At 48.5% G+C, this 26,262-nt stretch carries 22 protein-coding genes; 14 read left to right on the top strand and 8 right to left on the bottom strand.

Annotated features, from left to right (window positions below; translation table 11 throughout):
- Window positions 1-5: 5 nt before the first annotated feature.
- From XMM383_RS00855 to XMM383_RS00840, 4 genes are all read left to right on the top strand, one after another.
- Window positions 6-1,007, top strand: coding sequence for a glycosyltransferase family 2 protein (locus XMM383_RS00855; protein WP_173494364.1), 1,002 nt, complete (start codon window positions 6-8; stop codon window positions 1,005-1,007).
- Complete coding sequence (locus XMM383_RS00850; RefSeq protein WP_173494363.1) at window positions 1,007-2,461, top strand: glycosyltransferase family 39 protein; 1,455 nt, start codon at window positions 1,007-1,009, stop codon at window positions 2,459-2,461. Before XMM383_RS00855 ends, XMM383_RS00850 begins: the two co-directional genes overlap by 1 nt.
- Window positions 2,458-3,105 carry a phosphatase PAP2 family protein gene (locus XMM383_RS00845; protein WP_173494362.1) on the top strand — a complete coding sequence of 216 codons (648 nt, stop codon included), beginning with the start codon at window positions 2,458-2,460 and terminating at the stop codon, window positions 3,103-3,105. The genes XMM383_RS00850 and XMM383_RS00845 overlap by 4 nt, the downstream gene beginning before the upstream one ends.
- Window positions 3,106-3,239: 134 nt before the next feature.
- Window positions 3,240-4,697 carry a deoxyribodipyrimidine photo-lyase gene (locus XMM383_RS00840; protein ID WP_173494361.1) on the top strand — a complete coding sequence of 486 codons (1,458 nt, stop codon included), beginning with the start codon at window positions 3,240-3,242 and terminating at the stop codon, window positions 4,695-4,697.
- Between the two features lie 141 nt (window positions 4,698-4,838).
- Here the strand turns inward: XMM383_RS00840 and XMM383_RS00835 are convergent, their stop codons facing one another.
- From XMM383_RS00835 to XMM383_RS00825, 3 genes are read right to left on the bottom strand one after another with little or no spacing between them, the layout of a single operon-like run.
- Window positions 4,839-5,597 carry a CLCA_X family protein gene (locus XMM383_RS00835; RefSeq protein ID WP_173489111.1) on the bottom strand — a complete coding sequence of 253 codons (759 nt, stop codon included), beginning with the start codon at window positions 5,595-5,597 and terminating at the stop codon, window positions 4,839-4,841.
- A 5-nt stretch (window positions 5,598-5,602) separates the two neighbouring features.
- Window positions 5,603-6,544, bottom strand: coding sequence for a PDR/VanB family oxidoreductase (locus XMM383_RS00830; RefSeq protein WP_173494360.1), 942 nt, complete (start codon window positions 6,542-6,544; stop codon window positions 5,603-5,605).
- The gene (locus tag XMM383_RS00825) at window positions 6,537-7,577 is read right to left on the bottom strand and encodes an aromatic ring-hydroxylating dioxygenase subunit alpha (protein ID WP_173494359.1); all 1,041 of its coding nucleotides are present in this window, start codon (window positions 7,575-7,577) and stop codon (window positions 6,537-6,539) included. Before XMM383_RS00825 ends, XMM383_RS00830 begins: the two co-directional genes overlap by 8 nt.
- Before the next feature lie 143 nt (window positions 7,578-7,720).
- Between XMM383_RS00825 and XMM383_RS00820 the strand changes: the two genes are divergently transcribed.
- A complete protein-coding gene (locus XMM383_RS00820) occupies window positions 7,721-8,593 on the top strand; it encodes a helix-turn-helix domain-containing protein (protein ID WP_173494358.1) in 873 nt (290 codons plus the stop codon).
- A 98-nt stretch (window positions 8,594-8,691) separates the two neighbouring features.
- Here the strand turns inward: XMM383_RS00820 and glk are convergent, their stop codons facing one another.
- Together glk and XMM383_RS00810 are read right to left on the bottom strand one after the other, a co-directional pair.
- Window positions 8,692-9,645: a glucokinase gene (gene glk / locus XMM383_RS00815; protein WP_173494357.1), complete on the bottom strand. Its 954-nt coding sequence runs from the start codon at window positions 9,643-9,645 to the stop codon at window positions 8,692-8,694.
- A gap of 2 nt (window positions 9,646-9,647) precedes the next feature.
- Window positions 9,648-10,499: a MurR/RpiR family transcriptional regulator gene (locus tag XMM383_RS00810; RefSeq protein ID WP_173481555.1), complete on the bottom strand. Its 852-nt coding sequence runs from the start codon at window positions 10,497-10,499 to the stop codon at window positions 9,648-9,650.
- A 294-nt stretch (window positions 10,500-10,793) separates the two neighbouring features.
- Here XMM383_RS00810 and gap point away from each other — a divergent pair, with 294 nt between their 5' ends.
- The 9 genes from gap to XMM383_RS00765 all read left to right on the top strand — a co-directional run bounded on the left by gap (window position 10,794) and on the right by XMM383_RS00765 (window position 23,155).
- Window positions 10,794-11,798: a type I glyceraldehyde-3-phosphate dehydrogenase gene (gene gap, locus XMM383_RS00805; RefSeq protein ID WP_173481556.1), complete on the top strand. Its 1,005-nt coding sequence runs from the start codon at window positions 10,794-10,796 to the stop codon at window positions 11,796-11,798.
- A 127-nt stretch (window positions 11,799-11,925) separates the two neighbouring features.
- On the top strand, window positions 11,926-13,374 hold the full coding sequence (gene pyk / locus XMM383_RS00800; RefSeq protein WP_173481557.1) for a pyruvate kinase: 1,449 nt from the start codon (window positions 11,926-11,928) through the stop codon (window positions 13,372-13,374).
- Window positions 13,375-13,718: 344 nt separating this feature from the next.
- Window positions 13,719-14,822 carry a sn-glycerol-3-phosphate ABC transporter ATP-binding protein UgpC gene (locus XMM383_RS00795; RefSeq protein WP_173494356.1) on the top strand — a complete coding sequence of 368 codons (1,104 nt, stop codon included), beginning with the start codon at window positions 13,719-13,721 and terminating at the stop codon, window positions 14,820-14,822.
- 99 nt (window positions 14,823-14,921) lie between these two features.
- Entirely contained in the window at window positions 14,922-16,280 is a 1,359-nt protein-coding gene (locus XMM383_RS00790; protein WP_173494355.1) for an ABC transporter substrate-binding protein, read from the top strand.
- Window positions 16,281-16,416: 136 nt separating this feature from the next.
- The gene (locus tag XMM383_RS00785) at window positions 16,417-17,415 is read left to right on the top strand and encodes a carbohydrate ABC transporter permease (protein ID WP_173483173.1); all 999 of its coding nucleotides are present in this window, start codon (window positions 16,417-16,419) and stop codon (window positions 17,413-17,415) included.
- Window positions 17,415-18,566, top strand: coding sequence for a carbohydrate ABC transporter permease (locus tag XMM383_RS00780; protein ID WP_173494354.1), 1,152 nt, complete (start codon window positions 17,415-17,417; stop codon window positions 18,564-18,566). The genes XMM383_RS00785 and XMM383_RS00780 overlap by 1 nt, the downstream gene beginning before the upstream one ends.
- 235 nt (window positions 18,567-18,801) lie before the next feature.
- Window positions 18,802-20,139, top strand: a complete 1,338-nt coding sequence (locus XMM383_RS00775) for a glycoside hydrolase family 32 protein (RefSeq protein ID WP_173494353.1) — start codon at window positions 18,802-18,804, stop codon at window positions 20,137-20,139.
- Window positions 20,140-20,321: 182 nt separating this feature from the next.
- Window positions 20,322-21,938, top strand: coding sequence for an alpha-glucosidase (locus XMM383_RS00770; protein WP_173494352.1), 1,617 nt, complete (start codon window positions 20,322-20,324; stop codon window positions 21,936-21,938).
- 176 nt (window positions 21,939-22,114) lie between these two features.
- Window positions 22,115-23,155, top strand: coding sequence for a LacI family DNA-binding transcriptional regulator (locus tag XMM383_RS00765; RefSeq protein ID WP_217363557.1), 1,041 nt, complete (start codon window positions 22,115-22,117; stop codon window positions 23,153-23,155).
- A 78-nt stretch (window positions 23,156-23,233) separates the two neighbouring features.
- Here XMM383_RS00765 and XMM383_RS00760 read toward each other — a convergent pair whose 3' ends face one another.
- Genes XMM383_RS00760 through XMM383_RS00750 form a run of 3 tightly spaced genes read right to left on the bottom strand, consistent with a single transcriptional unit; the run spans window position 23,234 to window position 26,076 of the window.
- A complete protein-coding gene (locus tag XMM383_RS00760) occupies window positions 23,234-23,635 on the bottom strand; it encodes a GtrA family protein (protein ID WP_173494350.1) in 402 nt (133 codons plus the stop codon).
- A gap of 3 nt (window positions 23,636-23,638) precedes the next feature.
- Window positions 23,639-24,601 carry a glycosyltransferase family 2 protein gene (locus XMM383_RS00755; protein ID WP_173494349.1) on the bottom strand — a complete coding sequence of 321 codons (963 nt, stop codon included), beginning with the start codon at window positions 24,599-24,601 and terminating at the stop codon, window positions 23,639-23,641.
- A gap of 8 nt (window positions 24,602-24,609) precedes the next feature.
- Window positions 24,610-26,076, bottom strand: coding sequence for a glycosyltransferase family 39 protein (locus tag XMM383_RS00750; RefSeq protein WP_173494348.1), 1,467 nt, complete (start codon window positions 26,074-26,076; stop codon window positions 24,610-24,612).
- Window positions 26,077-26,262 lie beyond the last annotated feature (186 nt).

Here is a 26,262-nt window from a genome sequence, read left to right as displayed (position 1 = left end):
TCACCATGTCAAACAGACCCACCCTCTCCGTTGTAGTTCCTATGTATAAAGAGGAAGATGTCGCACAACTGCTTGTCGAGCGGGTTCATGATGGTCTTTCTGATTACCAAGGTAACTGGGAACTTGTCTGTGTGGACGATGGATCACCCGATCAGACGGTAGATCGCTTAAAGGCCGCCGCAGAACAGTTTGGTAATCAGGTTAGAGTCATTGAGCTGCAACGTAACTTTGGTCAGACAGCGGCTATGCAAGCGGGCATTGATGCAGCACGTGGTGAACTGATCGTGACTATGGATGGGGATCTACAAAACGATCCTAAAGACATCCCTAGAATGGTCGATGAGCTCATTGAACGAGACCTCGACCTACTCCAAGGCTGGCGAGTCAATCGTCAAGATGCCGCCATCAAACGCAAACTGCCGTCAAAAATTGCCAACCGTTTGATTGCAAAAATTACTGGGGTAAAACTTCACGATTACGGCTGCAGTCTTAAAGTGTATCGCGCGTCCGTGCTTAAACAGGTGCGTCTGTTCGGTGAAATGCACCGTTTCATTCCCGTCTGGGTTGCTGGTGTTACTTCACCCAGACGGATTGGTGAAACACCTGTAACACACCATGCTCGTGAATTCGGTGAGTCTAAATATGGCATTAGCCGAACCTTTCGAGTGATTATCGACATCATTTCCGTCTTCTTCTTTCTTCGTTACAAAGCACGCCCTGGACACTTCTTCGGGTCGATTGGCCTAGCATCCGGTGCCATCGGCGGTGCTATGCTGAGCTGGCTATTTGCCGTTAAATTTTTCTTAGGCGAAGACATCGGCAACCGTCCAATGTTGATGATCGCAATCTTTTTGATCTTGATGGCTTTGCAGTTTCTAACCACTGGCGTTATCGCAGAGATGTTGAGTCGAATTTTTTTCCAAGATAATCGAAGCGCCAGTTTTGTAGTTCGTCCATCAGCTCCCATTGCTGATGATGAGTGCTGGAAAAGAGCTGATCACGAATAATGCTAACGCTGTTTAGAGATCGCAGTTTTCAATTTCTGTTATTTGCGACTGCGATTTTATTTGCCTACCGTGAATGGATTACGCAGTCAGCACCGATTCACCTCTTTTTTGATGAAGCCTACTACTTTGGCTGGTCGCAGAGTCTAGACTGGGGCTATTACTCCAAACCACCGATGGTGGCATGGCTAATTCGAATCACCACGGATCTATTCGGTAGCAGCGAGTGGGCAATCAAACTGGCCTCTCCGCTTCTCTACTCAATTACTTCGCTTATTCTGTTCTCAATTGGTCAACGTCTGCATTCGACTAGAGCAGGTCTTTATGCCGGCTTACTGTTTCTTACCATGCCACTGGTTAGTTTCAATTCGTTGTTCATTACCACTGACGCACCACTGCTCTTTTTCTGGACATTGGCCCTACTGCTCTTTTTGAAGGCACAGCAGTCCAATCAATGGGCAGTATGGATGGCTGCGGGTATCGTAGGTGGACTGGGGTTGCTCTCTAAATACACCTTCATACTCTTTCCTGCAGGCTTTCTAGTCTACGCTGCGATTTCAAAAGAGGGCCGTGAACTTCTAGCCAATCCAAGATTCTGGGTTGCCTGTGGCATTGCTATTTTGTTGCTACTACCGAACCTATGGTGGAACTATCAACACGACTTCATCAGTTTTCAGCACACAGCCGAGATCGCTCAACAAGCCGAAAACGAACCTAAACTGAGTCGTCTTCTAGAGTTCCTAGCCATGCAATTTGTGGTGTTTGGTCCACTAGTTGCTTTGATCATCCTAGTTACACTAAGACATATCTTAAGCAGCGAAAGCAGTAAATTGTTATGGTCTATTTTCATCCCTATCTTTTTAGTGATTTCTATTCAGGCGTTGACCGCTCGAGCCAACATTAATTGGGGTGCCCCTGCCTATATTACCGGGTCATTGATTGTTGCAATTTGGTTAGCTCAAAGAGATTCAAAAAGACTGATTAAATTAGCGGTATCAGTCAATCTAGTGCTAGCAATTTTGTTCTACCACTACTCCACTTTTCAAAAGGTAGCTGGTGTCGAACCTACAAAGAACAACAACCCCTACACTCGAATCTCGGGCTGGTATGAACTGGGTCAGTCTATTCAGCCCTACCTTGATCAGTATCCAGAGGCGCCCATCGCCAGTGAATCAAGAAAGGTTCTTGCTTACTTTGGTTATTATCGAGAGCCTATGGATCTATTCGGGCGTGCTTTAACCTTTGATGATCATACGATCAGCCAATATGAGCTGCTCTACCCAATAGGCACCAGCACAGCGTCAGAGCATTTAGTGGTTAGCGAACATCTGACCGAAAAACAGTTAGCTAGCCATTTCAAATCAGCTAAAACACTCACTTCACAAAGTGTAAAAGTCACCAAAGACCTAACGCGCACCATTCATGTCACACTCGTTTCAGGCTGGCTAGGAAGATGAAAATACGTGCTGACTTATCTCTGTTCGTATTAAGTGTTGCTCTTTTCACACTGCTTCCATCTATCGATTTATGGGTAGCATCCCTATTCTACGACTCAGGATTTTTTCTTAAGGGACACCTTCTTGCAGTCGCTATTTACAAAGACTTTGCCGATATGCATTTCTATCTGCTACCAGTGTTGATAGTTATCGCTATCTATTACTATAGAAAATACCAAGATCCTGAACAGAGTTTCTTTAAACGAATCTACACATTTCTTTCACTATCATTAGTGTTAGGGCCAGGCGTATTAGTCAATGTGATTTTAAAAGATAACTCAATCGGACGTGCTCGCCCGTCACAAATCACCGAGTTTGGTGGGCAAGCAGACTTTACCCGCGCATTCGAATATTCCGGTGCCTGTGACAGCAACTGCTCGTTTGTCAGCGGTCACGCGTCGATGGGATTCTTCTTTATCGGCTTGGGCTGGTTAATGCAATCTAAGCGTTGGTTCTACATTGGTTTAGGCATTGGTGTGATTGTTGGTATCACACGGATTGTCCAAGGTGGGCACTTCCTATCCGATACTGTCTTTGCACTCTGGGCGGTTTATTGGGTGAACATGGGGTTGGGCAAGATATTAAAGATCAAATCCCCCATTTAGAGCGGCTGACAGGCTAAAGCCAGTCACCTAACAAACTATAAAGTGACTGGCTTCAGCCTGTCATCGGCTTTATCAGCCGGCAGTGATCCGATTCATTTCCCTCAACCTATACCTCTGAATCTACAGAGGTACCCATGCCAACCCCCATCAACATTGTCTGGTTTAAACGCGATCTTCGATTAACCGATCACCGCCCCCTAAAAGAGGCAATTGAATCGGGCTTAGCTCTGCTGCTTATCTACATCTTCGAGCCTGAGCTCATGGAAGATAGCCACTACAGTGAACGTCACTGGCGGTTTATCTATCAGAGCATCAACGATATCAATCATCAGCTTGCGGCATTTGATTCTAAAATAGTGATGCTTAATGGCGAACCAACTGAAGTACTCGCTACAATCCTCTCAGACACGCCTGTTCACTCAATCTATAGCCATGAAGAGATCGGCATGGCCAAAACCTTTGCCCGTGATAAACGGGTAAAGAGGTTATGCATGAAGCAGGGCATTCAGTGGAATGAGTCACCCTACGGAGCCGTTATTAGAGGGGCTCGCAGTCGTGATAACTGGTTGGATAATTGGGATGCACGGATCAAAGGTCCACTACATCAACCGGACCTAACCCAACTCATCCCTGCTAGGCTAGATCACTCAAACCCACTACCCTATTTTAAACCTCAACCGGATTGGTTAGAGACTGACTCGCTGATGCAATACGGTGGCCCTAGCGCAGCAGCATCTGTGATAGAGAGCTTTTTCACGGAGCGTGGTCAGCTCTATTCCAAAGCGATATCTAAACCCTCCGCCTCTCGCAAGCACTGCAGTCGACTGTCCCCCTACCTTGCGTGGGGAAATATCAGCCTGGCTGAGGTTTACCAACAATCCAAACCCCCTGGCATTAAAGGCCAGTGGGAGAGATCCCTTAGAGCGTTTCGATCGCGTTTGCACTGGCACTGCCACTTCATTCAAAAATTTGAATCTCAGATCGAGATAGAAACCCAACCGATCAATGCCGGCTACAACCAATTTCCGTGGCGAACAGATAAAAAAGTCGAAGAAGATCTAAAGGCGTGGGAGAGTGGTATGACAGGCGTGCCTCTGGTTGATGCCTGCATGCGAGCACTCAATCGTACCGGTTACATCAACTTTAGAATGCGAGCGATGCTCGTCAGCTTTCTCTGTCACTACCTGAAAATAGACTGGCGCCTCGGCTCACCTCACTTAGCTCGACAGTTTCTCGATTTTGAACCGGGCATTCACTTCCCACAGTTACAGATGCAAGCAGGTACAACGGGTATTAATACGTTAAGAATCTACAACCCCACCCTACAGGCCGAGGAGCATGATCCAGAGGGTCACTTCATCGCGAAATGGGTACCTGAACTAGCGGAACTACCCAAAGAGCTCAGACACTCCCCTTGGGCGATGGGTGGACTTGAGAAACAGATGCTAGAGAGTGAGCAGAGCTACCCAGACCCAATTGTCGATCTAAAACAATCAGCGGCAGAAGCCAGAGAGCTGTTTTGGAGTTGGCGGGAACGGCCAGAGGTTCAGATGCATAATCGAGCCATTCTTAGGAGGCATGTGATTGAGTAGCTTGCCGTTAACTCAACAGCGGATGACAGGCTGAAAGCAAGTCACCTTGGTAGTACTGACGTGACTGGCTTTAGCTTGTCACCTAACGGAGCTCCCGTGACTGGCTTTAGCCTGTCATCGGCACCAACAGCGTTTCAGAAACTACCTAGAAAGCGCATACCCCAACAACCCAAAGTAATCCTCAAACGCTTTATCAATCACATTAGCTTCAGACTCAAATGGATAGAGCCCTTTCGTATCTCGCACAATATCCTTAGGGTTGATCAATAGGCTATTTTTGATAACGGCTCTCGAGATCCAAGCCTCAAAAGCACGAGCAAACAGCTCTTCGGGCAAGCTCCAATAGAGCGTTCCTGCTTGTTTATCTAGCACAACGGATCGAGTGACATAGTCACTTGGACTCTGCTTATCGTTGGAAAGGTAGAGCGTCGTGTATAGCCTGTCTAAGGCATCATTAAGCGGATGCACTTTGTGGGTAAAGTCAGCCAACCATGCGGTCGTTGCGAAACGTGCACCAACATCCTCTTCGAAAGAGGTCTTAGCCAGATAGTGATCTAAAGCGTGCGCCCACTCATGAGCCAAACTGCCAATTCCGGCTTTTTTAGCCAGGGCAAGGGTTCTAGCTGAGGGTTGATAGTGCGCACAGACACCGGGACGTCCACCGGTGCCATAATGGAGTGATAGTTCGCCACGAAGTGACAGCGCAAAATTTGGAAGACCGAGAATCTCTTGCAGATCTAACAGAGCAATAAAGAACTCTTCAGCCCGTATCGCCTGCTCTTCAGCGGTGACCCACCCACCAATGCGCACCGAACGAAAATCGAAGAAATTGCGAATCTCATTAAACCCAGGGTTGTGACCCAGATTTCGGGGAGGGCCTCGTCGCCAAACGCGCTGCATTCGTTCTACAAATCAATCTCGATCAGAGGCGTTTTACTGCGTGAACAGCAGACCGTCATTTGTCGATTTGAGGCCTGCTCCTCTTCGCTTTGATACAGATCTCGGTGATCCGGCTCACCGGAAACAACATCAACTAGACAGGTACCACAGACACCCGATTCACAAGAGAGAGGCACAAAGACACCTGCATCCTCTAGAACTTCAGCAATGGTTTGATCAACCGGTACCAGATACTCATCACCGGTCGATTTCAACCTCACGGTAAAGGGCTGATCACCCTCTTCCACTTCTGGAACGGCCGCATTGAAATACTCGCGATTGATCTGATCCGTACGCCAGCCAGCCTCTTTAGCAGCATCAATTAACGCATCAATAAAACGCTGTGGGCCACACACATAGAGCTGCTCATCGGCCTGAGGACTTGCCAACTCAGCTGCGAGATCAAGTCCACCATCACTAGAGAGAGAGAAACGGCAGGCCTCAGAGAAATCACACTGCTGCAGTTGAGAGTAAAAGGCCGCTCTCTCCGGTGACTTTGCTCGGTAGAGTAGATCAAATTGACTTCCTCGTGCGTGCAGTTCACGCGCCATCGCAAGCATCGGCGTTATACCGATGCCTGCCGCAAATAAACGGTGATTGGACGCTGTTTTCAAGCCAAAGTGATTTTGCGACTCATCCGCCTCAATGATGTCACCGACTTCTAGCGCTGCGACGGCTTTAGAACCCCCACGTGATTCAGCTTCAATCAACACAGCAAGTTCATAGTGCTTAGTAGAGGTACCTGGATTACAGATAGAGTACTGACGGCTCAAACCAGTACCCAGGTGCAAATTGATATGTGCTCCTGCAGCCACTCCTGGCAAAGGCTCGCCTGATACGGATTCCAACGTCAGACTCACAATCTGATCGGTGAGTGGAGCTTTACTCGCAACCCGCAGCTTAAGCATTGCCCGCCTCCTGTTCTAACTTAATCGCACGCTCAATCATACGGCGCGCCTGAACACCGCCGGCATCAATATCCAATTTAAGCAGGTCACGATCTGGGTAACGATCCAAGTTCTTCTGCTGCGCTTCCAGTACTTCAAGATCTTCAGTAAAGATACCACCCTGTCCTTCACGAATTTTATCCGTTAGCGCGGCATCCTCAGGCTGGAAGTTTCGCGCCATACCCCAGAAGTAGTGCATTGTTGAATCCGTCTCAGGCGTAATAAAATCGACCACCACACTGCTAGCACGTTTCTCAAGCGGTGCATCAATACCGCCGTTACCAGCCAGCGCTACGCCTACGTCAATCATGATGTGACTCGGTGCATTAAAGCGGCAGATCTGCCAACGATCGACGGTCGCATTAGGGTCTAACCCCTGAAACTCCATCGCCATCTGCCAGAACGGTGGCGCTTTAACCTCTGGCATAAAGCGCTCAGTAATGACCTGATCACCCTCCATACGCGTTTTCACCGGTGCTTCATCGATCTCTTTCTGACCGATGCTGGTCGAGTGAACGTAGGTCTCGTGAGTAAGATCCATCAGATTATCAATCATCAAACGGTAGTCACACTTGATGTGGAACAGGCCTCCACCATAAGCCCAACCTTCAATCTCAGCCCAATGGAACTTAGGCAATTTAGACTCATCCGCTTGGGCTTTATCACCCGGCCACACCCAGATAAACCCGTACTTCTCCATCACTGGGAACGAGCGCGTGCAAGGGAATCGATCGGTACGCTGTTTAGGCATCGAGATCGTCTGACCATCTGGTCCCATACGCAGGCCATGATAACCACAGACCAACTCACCCTCTTCTACATACCCCAACGACATGGCCGCACCACGGTGAGGACAAAAGTCTTCAATACAGGCGATGGCATCATCTTTACCACGGTACATAACCAAGTTGTGGTTACAGATGGTGCGACCGAGTGGCTTATCGGTCACTTCAGACGACATAGCCGCGACGTACCAGGCGTTTTGAATATGCATGACGAACTCCTTTTAATTTTATGAAATCAGTATCGCAATTGGCTTAAGAACTCCCAACTCAAAAAAACGCCAATTAATTGCACTTTTCGATCAAATAATAGAAATTATAGGTAAATAACATCAATGGATTTACTTTTTTCGTCATGCAGAGATCTACAAAGTCATCTATAACGCCCAACTATGTACTCTACGGTGACAGCCAGAGTGACGCTCAAGCAGGATTTGTTCATATTGAAACGGTTCAAGAGAGTAGCAGACCCTACCGCGGCGTTATCAAACCGCATAAGCATAGCGATCTATTTCAGGTCTTAATCATTGAAAAAGGTGAAGCTGAAATTCAACTGGAGGATGATCAAGTCTCAATTAACGAACCGGTCATCGTTACGCTACCGCCAGATAACAGACACGGTTTTCACTTTCACAGCGGTATAAGAGGGGTCATTTTAAGCATCGCTCTGCCGATTATTCAGCAAGACATCGATATTGTGACCAGCAGCGCCTCTATTCTTCTTTTGGGGGATAAAGAGGAAGCGGCAAAACAGATACTGACCATCGCAGAACTTTTACTAGAAGAGCAGCAACAACCTACCGATCAACAGAGCGTGTCACTGCAATTGATTCATACACTGTTCGCAATGATCAAAAGAGTGGATACCGCGTTAACATTGAGTGAGAAGCTACCCGATGCGTTGAAACAGTTTTCTCAACTGATCGAAAGCAGTTTAGAGAACCGATTGGATATTGATGATTACGCATCGCAGTGCGGAGTTTCAACGAGCACCCTAAACCGTCTTTGCAAAAAGCACTTTGGAAAAAGCGCCCTACAAACGATCAATCAGCGTTTAGCCATTGAGATCAAACGACGGTTAGCCTTCACCCAGCGATCAATCGCATTAATATCGGATGAGTTAGGATTCAGTGATCCGGGGTATTTCACGCGATTCGTTAAACGAGAGCTTGGTGAAACACCCATGGCGTTTCGGAAGCGGCATCAGTTTGACGTAGAGAGCGGGTGACAGGCTGAATGCCAGTCACCAGTGTACAAATTACGCTACGGAGCCGCCGTGACTGGCCTTCAGCCTGTCATCGGCACTACCAGCAGACTTCCAGAGCCCTATACCAACGCCGCTGCAGCCCCAATCAAACCCGGCTCTTCAGCCGTCATAACATAGGTCGGAATGGTCGACATGTACTGATCGAAACGCCCTTTGGCTTCAAAGCGCTGTCTAAACCCACTCTCGATAAAGAAGTCGAGCATCTTAGGGACAATTCCTCCAGTGACGAATACACCACCCTGGGCTCCATATGAGAGAGCTAAGTTACCGGCAACACTGCCATAGATTTTACAGAACTGTTCCAGCGTCTCTAACGCGAACTGATCTCGCTCCTCAAACGCTAAGCGACTGATCTCAGCAGGTGAGATTCGCTCAACCGGAGAGCCACGTAATTCCGCTAGGGCTTGGTAGATGTTTTGAATCCCCATACCCGACACAAGACGTTCTGCTGAGACACGTTCATAACGTTTTAACAACCAACGCAGAATCGCAACCTCTTGCTCTGTGGTCGGTGCAAAATCGACATGCCCGCCCTCGGTCACCAGAGGAATAGACGCTCCTCCTGAGCGAACTAACCCTGACACACCTAAACCCGTGCCTGCGCCCAACACAGCAATAGGGAAATCCTCTAAAGGCTCTCCACGACCCACCTGAATCAGTTGATCACCCGTCAGATTAGCCGCAGCATAGGCCATCGCAGCGTAATCATTGATGACAGAGAGCTGTTCAATACCAAAATGGTTCTGCAGATCTCGCTTTGAAAATACCCAACCGTTGTTGGTCATCGAAATCCTATCGTTGTGAGTAGGACAAGCGATGGCAATACAGCAACGATCGGGAACATCACTTCCAAGATCACTAAGGTACTGTTTAATCGCCAGATCAATCGATGCAAAGTCATCGACTGCTAAATTACGAATATTAGTCGGATTAATAGAACCCGTTTCAACCATGGCAAAACGCGCGTTGGTGCCACCGATATCGGCAATTAGAGAGAAGTTGTCCACACTCATACCTATTTTGCTGGGTAACGTGTCTCTTTTAATGAGTCTTTGATGTTCTTGAGGTGCTTAAGGAAGTCCGGTCCGCGACGTAACGTGACACCCGTCGCCAGTATATCGATTACGGTCAGGTGCATAATACGAGAGGTCATTGGCATGTAGACATCGGTATCTTCTGGTGCATCAACCTCAACAACAATAGAACAGTGCTGTGCCAGTGGTGAATTCGGTGCGGTAATGCCAACCACGGTGGCACCACTCGCACGGGCTAGCTCAGCAATATCAACTAACTCACGAGTACGACCGGTGTAACTGATAATGACAATAACATCGCCTGTAGAAGAAGCAGCCGCAGTCATACGCTGCATCAGTACGTCGTCGTAAGCGACGACTGGGATGTTAAAGCGGAAGAACTTGTGCTGAGCATCTTGCGCAACAGGCCAAGAGGCACCCAAGCCAAAAAACATGATCTGCTTAGCCTGAATCAACTGATCCACCGCTAGATTGATCATCTGTGGATCAACGGTCTTCTTAGCAGTGACCAACGCAGCGATGGTCGCGTCGATGATCTTGTTGGTGTAGCTCTCTGAGTCGTCATCAGGTTCGACACTGCGACTAACATAGGGAACACCGTGTGCTAACGCCTGAGCTAGATGCAGTTTAAAATCTGGGAAACCGGCTGTATTGAAACGTTTACAAAAACGATTAACCGTCGGCTCACTCACCTGAGCAGCGCGAGCTAATACGGCAATAGAGGATCTTGTCGCCGCCTGCGGGTCTGCAAGAATGACTTCAGCGACTTTACGCTCGGAACGATTCAGCGACTCAAGCTCTGCACTGATCTGCTGCATGATGTTAGATGGCATTAGCTACCTCAACAAATTTCATCGAAATCTAATTAAGTTACTTTAACACACCAAAGGTTAGTAAAAAACTTACGAATTAAAAGAAATTACGTAAGTTAATAACTTTTATGAGAGTAGCCTTAAATAGCGTAAACCCTATGAAAATTGGCTATATACGCTATAAATAGGGTCATTATTGCAAAAAAGAATAGGGATTTTATAACCCATACGATTGAACTTTAGACGAAAGTCGGCAAAACTGTACGTAAATTTACAACATAAACTGATAATAAAATTAGTTACGAGGGTTTTGAAATGACAATTCGCGTTGGCATTAACGGTTTTGGCCGTATCGGCCGCATGGCGTTCCGTGCAATCTACCAAGAGTTCAATGGTGATATTGAGGTGGTTGGTATTAACGACCTGCTTGGGTCTGAATACCTGGCTTACATGCTGAAATACGACTCAGTGCACGGTCAATTTAAAGGCGATATCCAAACCGACAACGGCAACCTAATTGTGAACGGCAAAACCATCCGCCTAACCGCTGAGCGCGATCCTGCTGATCTTGCTTGGGGTGATATCGATGTCGATCTTGTCCTTGAGTGTACTGGCTTCTTCCTAACCGAAGAGGGTTGTCAAAAACATATTGAAGCAGGCGCTAAGAAAGTCGTCATGTCGGCTCCATCAAAAGACGGCACTCCGATGTTCGTTTATGGCGTAAACCATGAAACCTACGCAGGCCAAGCGATCGTCTCTGCAGCCTCTTGTACAACCAACTGTCTTGCACCCGTGGCTAAAGTCCTAAACGACAAATGGGGTGTGAAACGCGGTCTAATGACAACCGTTCACGCCGCTACAGCGACTCAAAAAACCGTTGACGGCCCATCGGCAAAAGATTGGCGCGGCGGTCGTGGTATTCTAGAGAACATCATCCCCTCCTCTACTGGTGCCGCTAAAGCGGTGGGAGTAGTACTTCCTGAACTCAACGGCAAACTTACCGGTATGGCTTTCCGTGTACCAACTACAGACGTATCGGTCGTTGACCTAACCGTTGAGCTAAATAGTGAAGCGAGCTACGAAGATATCTGCTGTGCAATGCGTGAAGCTTCAGAGACAGGCGCTCTGGGTGAAACGCTAGGCTTTACTGATGATGCCGTTGTTGCAACGGATTTCCGTGGTTGTAACAAGTCATCGATCTTCGACTGCAAGGCTGGCATCCAATTGGATGACACCTTTGTGAAAGTGGTCGCTTGGTATGACAACGAGTATGGCTACACCTGTAACATGCTTCGTTTTGCTAAAGTCGTTGCTCAATAAAACTGAACAACCATTTCACACAAACGCCATCTAATCGTGGTATAACTTTCTACAACTCTCTACAACTGAGGGCTAACACTAGTTAGCCCTGCTTACCCACCGAAAGCAAACCGCTTAAGGATTTAAGATGCAACGCAGAACCAAAATTGTCGCTACCCTTGGCCCAGCAACCGATTCACCAGAGGTACTTGAACGCCTCGTTCAAGCGGGTGTGAACGTTGTCCGACTAAACTTCTCGCACGGCGAGGCGGATGATCACAAGAAGCGCGCAGCCATGGTTCGTGAAGCTGCCGCAAAAGCGGGTCGATTCGTTGCGATCTTAGGGGACTTACAAGGCCCTAAAATTCGTATTGCGCGATTCACAGACACTAAGATCCATCTCAAAGTGGGTGATCGTTTTGCTCTGGACTCGAGCATGGACAAAACAGCCGGCACACAAGAGGCTGTGGGTATCGACTACGAGCAACTGGTAGAAGATTGTAAACCAGGTGATGTGCTACTGCTTGATGACGGTCGTGTACAGATGCGCGTTGTTGAGAAGAAGCCAAACCGCTTGGAGTGTGAAGTGACCGTTGGCGGCCCACTTTCAAACAATAAGGGCATCAACCTACAGGGCGGTGGCCTTTCAGCTGCTGCTCTGACTGAAAAAGATAAAGCGGACATCATTACCGCGGCAGAGATCAATGTGGACTACCTAGCGGTCTCCTTCCCTCGCTCGGGTGCTGACATCACAGAAGCACGCGAACTGATGAATGCGGCCGGTGGTGACGCAGGGATTGTTGCTAAGATCGAACGTGCAGAGACGGTTAGCTGTGTCGAAAATATCGATGAGATCATTCTGGCATCCGACAGCGTTATGGTTGCTCGTGGCGACTTAGGCGTAGAGATCGGCGATGCAGAACTGATCGGCATTCAGAAATTGATCATCGATCGTGCACGCACACTGGATCGCACCGTAATCACAGCAACGCAGATGATGGAGTCGATGATCTCCAGCCCAATGCCGACACGTGCAGAGGTTTTTGACGTAGCCAACGCTGTTCTAGATGGAACCGATGCTGTAATGCTTTCAGCAGAAACCGCCGCTGGTGAATTCCCAATAGAGACCGTCGAGGCGATGTCTCGCGTCATTATTGGCGCTGAGAAGAATCGTCAATCTCAAGTTTCTAAACACCGTATGAACGAGCGGTTCCACAAAATCGATGAATCGATCGCCTTGGCGGCTATGTATACGGCTAACCACTTAGAGGGTGTCACTGCGATTATTTCTATGACTGAATCAGGGGCTACACCCCTTCTGATGTCACGCATTCGCTCTGGCCTACCGATCTTCGCCTTCTCAAAGAATCCAAAGACACAGACCCGCGTGGCACTCTACCGTGGCGTTAAAACCGTTCCGTTTGATTCAGAAGCGGTTCCCAACGAAGAGATCAACCAACGTGCTGTCGAAGAGCTACAGCGTCGTAAGGTAGTAAAAGAGGGTGATATCGTCTTGATTACTAAGGGCGACTACGTCAACGCTCAGGGTGGTACCAACACCATGAAGATCGTTCGCGTCGGACCGAATATTAAGTAAATCTTACAAACTCACTGCGGATGACAGGCTGAATGCCTGTCACCGGTATATCCCCTCTTATGAACTAGCAGTGACTGGCTTCAACCCGTCACCTGTTTATCTACCTTACGAAGTGACAGTGACTGGCTTCAGCCTGTCATCTGCCTTATCAGCGTCTTCCAGACACCCCATTCTTAACGCACTGCAAAAAATTTAAGAAGCCGTTAAGAGGTATTTTTGACTTGCTTCTTAATCGTTCCCTGACTAAATTACGTAGCTACTAAATCGATTAAGTAAAGCGTCTGTTTTGCATAATCTTATAACTGCAGGAAGCAGTATTAATAATAAGCAACTGGAGGTTTTTGGTGGCATCGGTCAATCTGAGCAACCTAAACAAAATTTACGGCGAAAAAAGCAAAACGCCGGTCCACATTCTTCATGATGTTAATCTCGACATCACCGACGGTGAGTTTGTGGTATTCGTTGGGCCTTCAGGCTGTGGTAAATCAACCCTACTTCGTTGTATTGCAGGACTTGAAGAGATCTCTTCAGGCGACCTGAATATCGCTGGTGAGCGCGTCAACGATCACACACCTAAAGAGCGTGGCATCGGCATGGTCTTTCAGTCATATGCGCTCTATCCGCACATGTCCGTCTACCACAACATGGCGTTTGGTCTTGAACTCTCTGGCATGCCTAAGGATGAGATCCGCAGCCGCGTAACTGAAGTGGCTAAGACTCTGCAACTGGATCATCTACTGGATCGTAAGCCTAAAGCTCTATCAGGTGGCCAGCGCCAACGTGTTGCTATAGGTCGCGCCATAGTTCGTGAGCCTAAAGTCTTCCTTTTCGACGAGCCTCTTTCTAATTTAGATGCGGCACTACGTGTTCAGATGCGTATCGAAATTGCTCGTCTTCACGGTACGCTAAAGAACACTATGATCTACGTGACTCACGATCAGATCGAAGCGATGACGCTTGCAGACAAAATCGTCGTTCTAAGCGCAGGCCGCATTGAGCAGGTGGGTGCGCCACTGGAACTGTACCACCGCCCTGCTAACCGTTTTGTCGCTGGTTTCATTGGCTCACCGAAGATGAACTTCCTAGAAGTGAGTGTCGATGCAGTCGAGAAAAATCAGATCACGATCTCTCTTGATGGTCACTCTCTGACGCTAGAGCGCCAAACTGATGCTTTTGCCTGCGATAAAGCCGCTCTTGGCATTCGCCCAGAACACCTAACAGTAGATGGTAGCGGCGATCTCTTTATTGAGAGCACCGTCAGCCATGTCGAGCATCTTGGTGACCAGTGCATGATATATATGGATTTGGAAGGTTTGGAATCACCCGTTGTTGTTGTCGCTGATGGCGATGTCACTGCAAAGAGCGGCCAAACATTAAAGCTCGGCATTCCGGTTGAACGTTGTCACCTGTTTGATCAGAACGATCAGCGTGTGCTTCCGGTTGAATAAGAATTTGAGTTTCGTGCATTCGGCATGATTTTCACGGGTTGAGCACCCGGCATAGTGCAAGCCGCTCACACAATAAAATCAAAACAGAGGTTTACCCTGATGACTCTACGTAAGACTCTTTCGGTAGCAATCGCACTTGCTACTCTTTCAGGCACAGCGGCAGCTGAAGGTCTAAAGTTCGATAAAGCAGACAACCGTTTCTCATGGGATTCACTGTCAAAATTCGAAAAGATGGATCTAAATGGCAAAACAATTCGCTTTGACGGCCCATGGATCGATGGTGACGAAGCTAACCTTCGCACAGTGATTGCCTACTTCGAAGAAGCGACCGGCGCGACTGTTGAATACAACGGCTCTAACGACTTCGAACAGCTTGTTCTAGTTGATATGAAAGCGGGCAACCCACCCAACCTAGCAGCATGGCCACAACCTGGTACCGTGTCTGAGCTAGCATCACAGGGTAACCTAGTCGCTCTATCTGACAGTGTTGAGCAAGCGGTAGCAACTAACTACGCAGCAGGCCAAAGCTGGGTTGATCTAGGTACTTACAAAGGCGCTGACGGCAAAGAGGCGATGTTTGGTCTTCCATACAACGTTAACTTGAAGTCACTCGTTTGGTACGTACCAGAGAACTTTGAAGAGATGGGTTACGAAATCCCACAATCGATGGAAGAGCTTATTGCTCTATCTGATCAGATTGTAAAAGATGGCGGCACACCTTGGTGTATCGGCATGGAGTCTGGCGGTGCAACCGGTTGGGTTGGTACGGACTGGATGGAAGATCTAATGCTTCGCACTCAGCCACCTTCTGTCTACGATCAGTGGGTTTCAAACGAGATGCCATTCAACGATCCTAAAGTGATTGAAGTCATGAACACCTTCGGTCAGTTCGTGCTGAACGACGACTACGTGGATGGTTCATCTTCTGCTGTTGCTTCGATCTTCTTCGGTGACTCACCAAAAGGTTTGTTCGATACACCACCTAAGTGTTACATGCACCGTCAGGCGTCGTTCATCCCTGCATTCTTCCCAGATCAGTACAAAGAGACTATCGGTACAGATTCTGACTTCTTCTACTTCCCATCGTACGAAAGCAAAGATCTAGGTAACCCTGTTCTTGGCGGTGGTACGTTGATCACGATGATGAAGGACTCACCAGAATCACAAGTCTTCATGGACTACCTAACTTCACCCATCGCACACGAGTTGTGGATGGCTGGCCAAGGCTTCCTAACACCACACAAAGGCGCGAAGCTAGAAGCTTATTCAAGCGACACGCTTCGTAAGCAAGGTGAGATCTTCTTGAATGCAACAACCTTCCGCTTCGATGCGTCTGACCTAATGCCAGGTGCGATCGGTGCCGGTGCATTCTGGACAGGTATGGTTGACTTCACGTCAGGCAAATCGGCTGAAGAAGTGACTACCGACATCCAAAAAGCTTGGGATGCTATCAAGTAATAGCGCCCGCCCTCGCTTCATCTGCGATAAAGCTTCTACAGATTTGTAGGAGCGATCTCGCAGAGGTCGCGATTCAAAAGAGGGATCAGACTCTTGGTCTGATCCCACTCTCTGATCGACTCATATTGAGACCACTATGACTGAACAGATCTACTCTGCCCTAATCGCAATCCTAATTGGTGTATCGGCGGTTATTATCTACTTCTGGGGCAGCAACTGGATTCTAGATGCGCTGATTTCAAAATCATCACGCGCCAATAAAGAGGTACTTCGCGAGAAGATCCGCCCATGGCTGTTTGCTGGGCCGGCACTCTTCTTCTTGACGCTCTACCTTGTCTACCCTGTTTTCGAAACCCTGTGGTTATCGTTCCAAAACTCCGACTCCACAGAGTTTGTTGGCTGGTCCAACTACGCCTGGCTGTTTAATGATGGACAGTTCCACATTACGCTGCGCAACAACCTACTTTGGCTGATCATTGTGCCAACGCTCTCTACTGTTTTTGGTCTCGCAGTAGCTGTGTTAGCCGATCGTGCCAAGTTCGGCACCATCGCCAAATCGATCATTTTCATGCCGATGGCGATCTCATTCGTCGGTGCCTCGGTTATCTGGAAGTTCGTTTATCACTATAACGGTGAAGGCGATACTCAAATAGGCATTCTCAACGCCATTGTCGTGGCGTTCGGTGGGGAACCGCAGTTCTGGTTATCGATGGAGATCTGGAACTCTGTACTGCTGATGGTCATCCTGATTTGGATTCAGACCGGTTTTGCAATGGTGATTTTAGGTGCTGCGCTTCGTAGCGTTCCTGAAGAGACACTGGAGGCAGCGATCATCGATGGCGCGAACCGTCGCCAGCTTTTTTTCCGAATCACGCTACCGCAAATCATGCCAACGGTCATCGTGGTTTGGACCACCATCGCCATTCTGGTCTTGAAAGTATTTGACATCGTCTTGGCGATGACCAATGGCCAGTGGGAAACCCAAGTACTGGCTAACCTAATGTATGACTGGATGTTCCGAGGCGCCGGTGACTTTGGCCGAGGCAGTGCCATTGCCATCATCATCATGCTATCGGTCACGCCTATCATGGCTTGGAACATCTATCGCTTCCGCAAAGATGAGGCAGGACGCTAATGAGTAAACAATCTTCTTTCTTGCCGAGGTTCTTTAACGGCACCGCACTAACCGCCCTGGTTATTCTTTGGCTAGTCCCAACACTGGGTCTGTTTGTCAGCTCTATCCGTGACAAAGATCAGTTGGCGGCATCGGGCTGGTGGACCTCGTTTAATGAGTCAAAACAGGTCACCTTTGCCCGGACCGATCTACCTGAGACACAACAGCAGATTGATGGTCAGTTTGTCTTAAGCGGTCAACTGACGGCTGACGATGGCACTGCATTCACAAACATCTTAGCGTTCGGCAGCAGCTCACGGGATCCAGAAGAGGTTCCAGCCGGTGAGACAGCAACGCTAAAAAATGGTGCGCAGCTAACGGTGAACAGTGACGGTAGCTACACCTATGTCCAGGACAAAGAGATTACCGGCAGCCGTGGCAAGCGTATCTTCTTCGCCTACGGTCAACCGCCACGCTTTACGCTAGAGAACTACGACAATGTCTTGGATAAAGGCAAAATCGGTCAGGCGTTTCTTAATACACTGGCCGTAACCATCCCAGCGACCGTTATTCCGGTTCTGATCGCAGCCTTTGCGGCCTACGCCTTCAGCTGGATGCAGTTTGCCGGTCGTGAGTGGCTGTTCGCTGTGGTTATCGGTCTATTGGTCGTGCCGCTACAAACCTCACTGGTTCCGCTACTGCGTCTCTACTCAGATCTAGGTCAGATGTTCGGCTTTGAGAGTAAGGGCTACCCCGGCGTCTGGATGGCGCATACGGGCTTCGGCTTGCCATTGGCAATCTACTTGATGCGTAACTACATGAAGAGTCTGCCTGGAGATTTGATCGAGAGTGCGCGTGTCGATGGAGCTAGCCACTTCCAGGTCTTCACTAGAATCATTCTGCCACTGTCTCTCCCAGCACTGGCCAGTTTCACGATCTTCCAGTTCCTTTGGGTTTGGAATGACCTGTTGGTGGCACTGGTATTCCTAGGACAGGGCGAAGATCAGATTGTACTGACTGCCCAACTGCGTGCCCTACTCGGCACCCGCGGTTCCAACTGGGAAGTGCTAACCTCAGGCGCCTTCATCAGTATTATCTTGCCGCTGCTCGTCTTCTTTGCACTGCAACGATTCTTTGTACGCGGCTTAGTAGCAGGATCAGTGAAAGGCTAAGCCAGCCTTTGGCGGTGACTGGCTTTCAGCCTGTCATCCACTGTATGGAAATCACTGAGAAAGCAGATGACAGGCTAAAGCCAGTCACTGTTGATATGAACTGAATTAGGTGACTGGCTTTAGCCTGTCACTGGTGAATTAAAAAAACAAAGGTGACTGGCTTTAGCCTGTCACTGGTGAATTAAAAAAACAAAGGTGACTGGCTTCAGCCTGTCACCAAAACAGCGAATAAAACATGACCAACAAACCAGACCAAACACTACCCGAGCACTTTAAAGCTCAGCGCGGTTGGATCAACGATCCAAACGGCTTGGTCTATTTTGACGGTCGTTACCACCTCTTCTACCAGCACTACCCAGAAGGACTGACCTGGGGCCCTATGCACTGGGGACATGCCGTCAGCTCCGATCTGAATCAGTGGCAGCATAAACCCATTGCCTTAGAGCCTGACGAACAGGGTATGTGCTTCTCTGGAAGCGCCATTGTCGATTGGAAGGATGACTCGGGCCTATTTGATGGCCAAGTGGGCCTGATCGCTTTCTATACCGCTCATCGTGACAAAGAGGGGTTTGATCGCGACTACGAGCAAGATCAATGCATCGCCTACTCTAGCGACAGTGGTGAGACCTGGACCAAATATTCAAACAACCCTGTTTTGAGCAACCCCGGTTTTTCTGACTTCCGTGACCCTAAAGTCTTTTGGCACGAAGAGAGTCAGCACTGGATTATGTGTCTGGCAACACGTCAAACCATCTCTTTCTACCGTTCCAAAAATCTGCTCGATTGGAGCTTCTGCTCAGAGTTTGGAGAAGGCCAAGGGGCACACGAATGGCACCCTTGGGAGTGCCCTGATCTATTCGAACTGACCACCGAGAATGGTCTAACCGCTTGGGTATTGGTAGTGGGAATTGGTATGACACCCGACATCCACTACGGTTCGTACACCCAATACTTTATCGGTGACTTTGACGGAATACAGTTTACTAACCGAAACCCGGCCGGCACGGTTTTGCTGTTAGATGAGGGGCGCGACTACTATGCGACACAGAGCTGGTCAGACGCCCCCAATCAACAACGACAGGCCATCTCTTGGTTTAGCAACTGGCGCTACGCCAATGAACTCCCCTGCTCGGTCACCAATGGCCAGATGACTCTACCCCGTCAGTTAAGACTGATAGAGACCGCTGATGGATTAAGAATTGCACAACAGTTTGCGAGTCGTTCAGAAGCCGAGGCCATTCAGCCAACCGACTCTATTAGGTTGAACAAGGGCAAACACCAGAGCACTCAATTCAATTTGGACGTCGGTGAATCTGCCTATTTTGCATCAGACGATGATGCACATCGAATTGAGATTAAGCGAATAGAAGAGCGTTACCAGATAAGTATTGGTCGCTCTGTTGATACCGATGATGACGAGTTAAACCGACACTTTTCGCATCAATACAGCCGAGAGTTAAACGTGAACGGGCCACTATACGCTGAGTGGATCTTCAGTGAAGCGGGGCTGGAGATGCTGCTGGCCGATGGATTGATGAGTATTACGCAGAGATCGCTTCCGGAGCGACCTTAAAAGAGTGTTGGAGCGTCCTTAAAAAGGTCGCGAAGCTTTAAATAGATCTGGGATCGCCTCATCTTCGATAAGGCTCCAACAAAAGCTGGGTGACAGGCTGAAGGCCAGTCACCCCAAAAGGAACACCGGTGACTGGCTTCAGCCTGTCATCCGCAATAATAGAAAACAGTAGAGACAACACTATGAGCAACAACCCCTGGTGGAAAGGCGGTATCATCTACCAAATCTATCCTCGCAGTTACATGGACTCCAACGGCGATGGGATTGGTGATCTCCCCGGTATTACATCTAAGCTGGATTACATCGCTTCACTAGGTGTCGATGCCATCTGGCTCTCCCCTTTCTTCAAATCACCAATGAAAGACTTTGGCTACGACGTCTCTGACTACTGTGATGTCGACCCTATGTTTGGCACGCTCGATGACTTCAAAGCGCTGGTTGCTCGTGCACATGAATTGGGCTTAAAAGTGATGATCGATCAGGTGCTATCACACACCTCGGATCAACACCCCTGGTTTACCGAAAGCCGATCGAATAGAACCAATCCGAAAGCCGACTGGTATGTCTGGGCCGATCCAAAACCGGATGGTACGCCACCCAATAACTGGCTATCGATCTTTGGTGGCTCCTCTTGGCAGTGGGATACCCAACGTCAGCAGTACTACCTGCACAACTTCTTAACGAGCCAACCAGATCTTAACTTTCACAATCCAGAAGTATTCCAAGCAAACTTGGATAACATGCGCTTCTGGTTAGACTTGGGAGTCGATGGCTTCCGTTTAGACACAGTGAACCTCTACTACCACAGCGCTGGGCTAGAGGATAACCCACCACACCCAGAGGGCATGCCGTACATCAACAGTGTTGACGCTTCGAACCCTTATGTTCGCCAAACTCACCAGTACGATTTAAGTCAGCCGGAAAACCTGAACTTCCTTAAAGCGATGCGTGACCTGCTCAATGAGTATGAGGGTCGAAGCATGGTGGGTGAGATTGGTGTCGATCACACCGATCCCCTGCAACGTATGGCGGAGTACACGGCCGGTGGTGACAAATTGCACATGGCCTACACCTTTGACCTGTTATCACCCGAGTACAGTGCCGACTACTTCCGCCAAGTGATGACCACCTTTAAAGCGAACGCGGGTGATGCTTGGCCCTGTTGGGCGGCATCCAACCATGACGTAAAGCGCAGCGCGACGCGCTGGGGCGAGCAAGAGGATCCTAACCAATTCCCACTCGTTTCCATGGCCATGCTAATGAGCCTGCGCGGCAGTGTTTGTCTTTACCAAGGCGAAGAGCTGGGGTTACCTGAAGCCGATGTACCCTTTGAAGCTCTACAAGACCCCTACGGTATTGAGTTCTGGCCCGAATACAAAGGCCGTGATGGCTGTCGTACCCCAATGGTCTGGGATAACAGCGAGCAAGCGGGGTTCTCCCACGCTAAGCCATGGCTGCCAGTCGATCCAAGACATCTACCACTGTCCGTTGAGATGCAAGAACAGCAAAACGATTCAACGCTTCATAAAATGCGTCAGTTCATTCAATGGCGACAGCAACAGCCAGCACTGATTAAAGGCGATATGGAGTTGGTTGAAGAGACAGGCGAAGCCTTTGTATTCACGCGTCAATCTGATGAGCAGTCACTGTTGGTTGCGATCAATATGACCGGTACAGAGTTAACAGTACCTTACAGCGGAACGCTCAAATCAGTGTTAACTGGGCACGGTTTTAGCGGACGATACGAGAATGGTGCGATGGTACTGCCGCCTTATCAGGCTTTGTTTGCAGAGGTTTGAGTAAAACGAGACAGCAGATGACAGGCTGAAAGCCAGTCACTGTAAATGCACCGGTGACTGGCTTCAGCCTGTCATCCGCTTGCAAATTACGGGGAGTACTAGTCAAACCGATCGCCTCATCTTCGATAAGGCTCCAACGGGTAGAGGCGATAAGGCTCCAACGGGTAGAGATGATTATGAAAAAAATGACAATAAAAGAGGTGGCGAAAGCGATTGGTGTCTCTACAGCCACCATCTCAAACGCCTTTAACCGCCCTGATCAGCTCTCTGAAGCGCTTAGAACCAAAATCTTGGCACAATGCCATGAGCTGGGTTACGTTGGTCCTAGCGCGGCTGGGCGCTATCTACGCACAGGTCGCTCGGGTGTAGTAGGCATTGTGCTAACCGATCGGCTTGCCTACTCCATGAACGACTACGTCGCTAGCCACTTTCTCTCTGGCTTAGCCGATGAGTTCGATAAGGCGCATCTCAATATGCTGCTGCTGTCGGCCAGGGATTTGGATCATGCCAACCGTCAACGCTTGCATGAATCGATGGTTGATGGGTTTATTGTCTACGGCTTCATTCCGCCAGGCCCAACACTGGAACATCTAAAACGTCAGCAGAAGCGCCTGATTGTTGTGGATCATAAGATAGAGGGTTATGGGTCGGTTAACATTGATAACCGCGAAGCGAGCTACCAGATCGCTAAACATGCACTGAAGCAGACATCCAAGAACCCGGCCATACTGGCACTGCGTATCACCTCCGATGAAGGCATTAGCCAAGCCAATGAAGAGACCCTAAAAACCGTTGGCTTGCGTCTCTCTTTGGATCGTCTAAACGGCTACTTCGATGCCTTCGATGAAGCGGGAATCGAACGACCCATGGATCAAATTTGGAACCTTCACGTCAACGACTACTACGAAGCGTTCAAACTGGCCTACCAAGTACTAAGCCAACCCAACCGCCCAGACCTACTGCTATGCCAATCCGACGTCATGGCCATCGCCGCCATGCGAGCCGCCCTGCAGATGGGCATCAAGTTCCCAGAGGATCTAAGAATCACAGGCTTTGACGGCATTCCAGAGGCACAAGCCATGCCCAAAGCGATCACCACCATACAACAACACTCGTTCGAAAAAGGCCGTATGGCTGCAAAGCTGTTCATTGAGAATCGCATGAGTGAGGATGTCACATTACCGACTGAGTTGTTGATTGGAGAGTCTTGCCCGTAAGACTGTAGGAGCTTTATCGCAGATGAAGCGAAACAACTAAGGAAAAGCATCGCGACCTTTTCAAGGACGCTCCTACCCTTACTTAAACGCCCAAACCTTAGCCAAAGCAAAAGTTACCAATGGAACCACAAATACCATCGGCACAACAGCGTATAGGTACTCCATCTTGAGCCACTCGGTCACCAGCCAAACAGCCAATGAATTGAGCAACAATCCCGACAATGCGACGATCAAAAACCTTAGCTGAAATGCAAAGGCTTTATGCACTTTTTGCCCTTCTGTTTGAGCACGAAAGGTCCATAGAAAGTGCCCTGTATAAGAGAAGATAAAAGCGATAAGAAAGGCAATGAGATTGGCCAGCATCGGCTCTAGCAGCGTACCTGCAAAACCGTAAACAACTGCATGCACAGCAGTAGCAACGACTCCTACCGAAGCAAACTTAGAGAGCTGAGCTACTAGAGATTTAACCTCAATCGACACAAGCTACTTTTCAGCCTCTTCATCAAAACCCACCTTCTCGCGAATCAAATAGATAGGACGACGCTTGGTCTCAAGGAAGATTCGACCGACATACTCTCCAACCACGCCCAGCCCCATCAAAATAGCACCATTAAAGAAGAGCATAATCGCAACGAGCGATGGATAACCCGCCACATCGTTACCGTAAAGCAAAGTATCAGCAACAACATAAAGTAGATACATGGCTGAGAGCGCCGATAGACTAAAACCTAAATAGGTCCAAATCCGCAGCGGTGTAGTACTAAACGAGAAGATGCCATCAAGGGCGAAGTTCCATAGCTTCCAACTACCCCACTTCCCTTCACCCGCAAAACGCTCTTCACGCTTAAAGTAGAGCTGGGTTGTCTTAAAGCCTAGCCAAGCAAACAAACCCTTCATAAAACGAGTACGCTCTGGAAGGAGCTTAAGGGCTTCAACGACTCGTTTATCCATCAAACGGAAGTCACCCGCGTTATCAGGAAGATCTACATCACTAACGCGGCTAAAGAGTTTATAGAAGCTATTGGCCGTGAAGCGTTTCATAAAGCTATCTGTCGAGCGATCCGAGCGAATAGCTAATACAACATCAAAACCTTCTTGCCACTTGGCGATCATATCTGGGATTAGTTCTGGTGGGTCCTGCAGATCGACATCCATCGGGATCACAATATCGCCACTGCATAGTTCCAATCCAGCCGTTAAAGCTGGCTCTTTGCCGAAGTTACGCGATAGATCGACTACCTTGATGTCTGGGTACTCTGCTCGCATTTCGCAAAGCTGCTCGTAGGTGGTATCTCGACTCCCATCATTCACACAGACAATCTCGTAACCTAAGCTAGTCGATTTAAGAATCGGTGTAATTCGCTCAAAAAAGGGAGTAAGACTCTCTGACTCATTAAAGATAGGAACAACAATAGAGAGATAGGGAGATGATGAGGTAGCGCTCACAAGCAAGGTCACTTATTAATGGATGGTGGTATAGCAATGTATTCAATTTGAATCGGTTTGTCAGCTTTTGAAGGGTGCCAAATGAATGATCGACGTTTTGCATCCGACCTTTTAAAGCCATTAGATTCAATAAAATCAGTCATAGAAGCAGGTAACGCCTGCCCTGCCAGCCAAGCAACCAGCACTCCATTCGAAGAAACATCTTTATCCGTAACCCAGGGTGATTTAACCAAATCTGCATCAATACGTACGCGTAACTGTTCACCGCCACTAGAGGCAATCAATCCGCCTACCCAGTCAGTAGCAGCAACGATTTTTAATGGCAAACCTATTTCCGCCTGATACGCAGCTCTTAACTCACCAGCAATTTCAGCCTGGGGCCATAAAGTGCGCATCGGTTTATCGCTCATATCCGCACGATAGATATGCTGTACAGCATAAAGCGCACCTACTGAAGGCAATAACAGTAGCGCACCCAACATGATTCGTCGTGATCGAGCATCTGTTAAACGACCACCCAAGAAGTAGAGCAACACCAAGCCACTAAAATTAAACATAGGCGTACCCCACATCGGTTTAAGCCCCATCCCAGCAACAACCGGCAGTAGAGCAACCATTACCACAGGGGCAATAACAACCAACCAAAGGAAGATGGTTTTATCAAATACACGCGATGCCTTAGCAACTAAAGCACCTCGCCCTATTAAGCCACCAATAATAAGCAAAATGATAAAGAAGAGATGATCCGCTAGTTGTGCACCTAAAAACGAGACACTCTCCGCAATGCCACCACTACTGGCACGATCTTGCGCGTAGTGAATAGGAAGAAAATCGGAATCGATCAAGTACGACACCTGTGGTAAGGCAATTACCAAAAAGAGAATCCCCGTAAACCAAGGACCTATACTCTTAAATGATCTACGCCCAGATGGAGTTACTAGCAGCCAGATGAATACCCATAAGAGCAGAATACCCGCAGAGTACTTGGTCCAAACCATAGCACCTGCAGTCAACCCTAAAGCTATCCAATAAAGCAGCTTTTGAATTGTCACCGCTCGCCAAGCAAACAGGGTAACCAGCGCCCATAACGGCATCTGTAGTACATTGTGGTTAAATTCCGGCGTAGGCCAGTGGTAATAGAAGATAGAGCTAGTCAGCAGCGTAGCTACTAGCGCTTTCTGCTTGCCGATAAACTCTTTGCTTAATAGGTAGATAGCAACGTAGGCAACAACGATAGAGAGCTGAGACAGTAGATAGACAACCTCAACTTCTCCCGTAACACCGATAAAAAGATCAAGTAACAAACCCGGTAGATTTGGGTGTTTGTAGTTTGCGATGACACCTTCATCGCTGAGAGTCATTAGCTCAGCGACATCGAGGGGGAGTGCGGTGTGGAATACCGGTGCAATGATGCCCCAGACCATGATTTGAAGTGTAATTAGTAGCCAGAGTGAGTAGCGTTCGATGAAGTTCATTAGTATCCGAGAAAGCGGATGACAGGCTGAAAGCCAGTCACCGTCACTTCGTAGTTTGGTCCAAACACCGGTGACTGGCTTTCAGCCTGTCAACCGCTGTAACAGCTTCTTCAATTACCTATTTGCTGCCGCCCTATAAGCAACCACCGAACTTCGGCAGCCACTCAACCAAAATATACCAAAAAC

Source organism: Marinobacterium sp. xm-m-383, assembly GCF_013283255.1.
Classification (GTDB): Bacteria; Pseudomonadota; Gammaproteobacteria; order Pseudomonadales; family Balneatricaceae; genus Marinobacterium_E.
The sequence above is the reverse complement of the archived record's forward strand: the minus strand, read 5'-3'. Positions and strand labels throughout refer to the sequence as shown.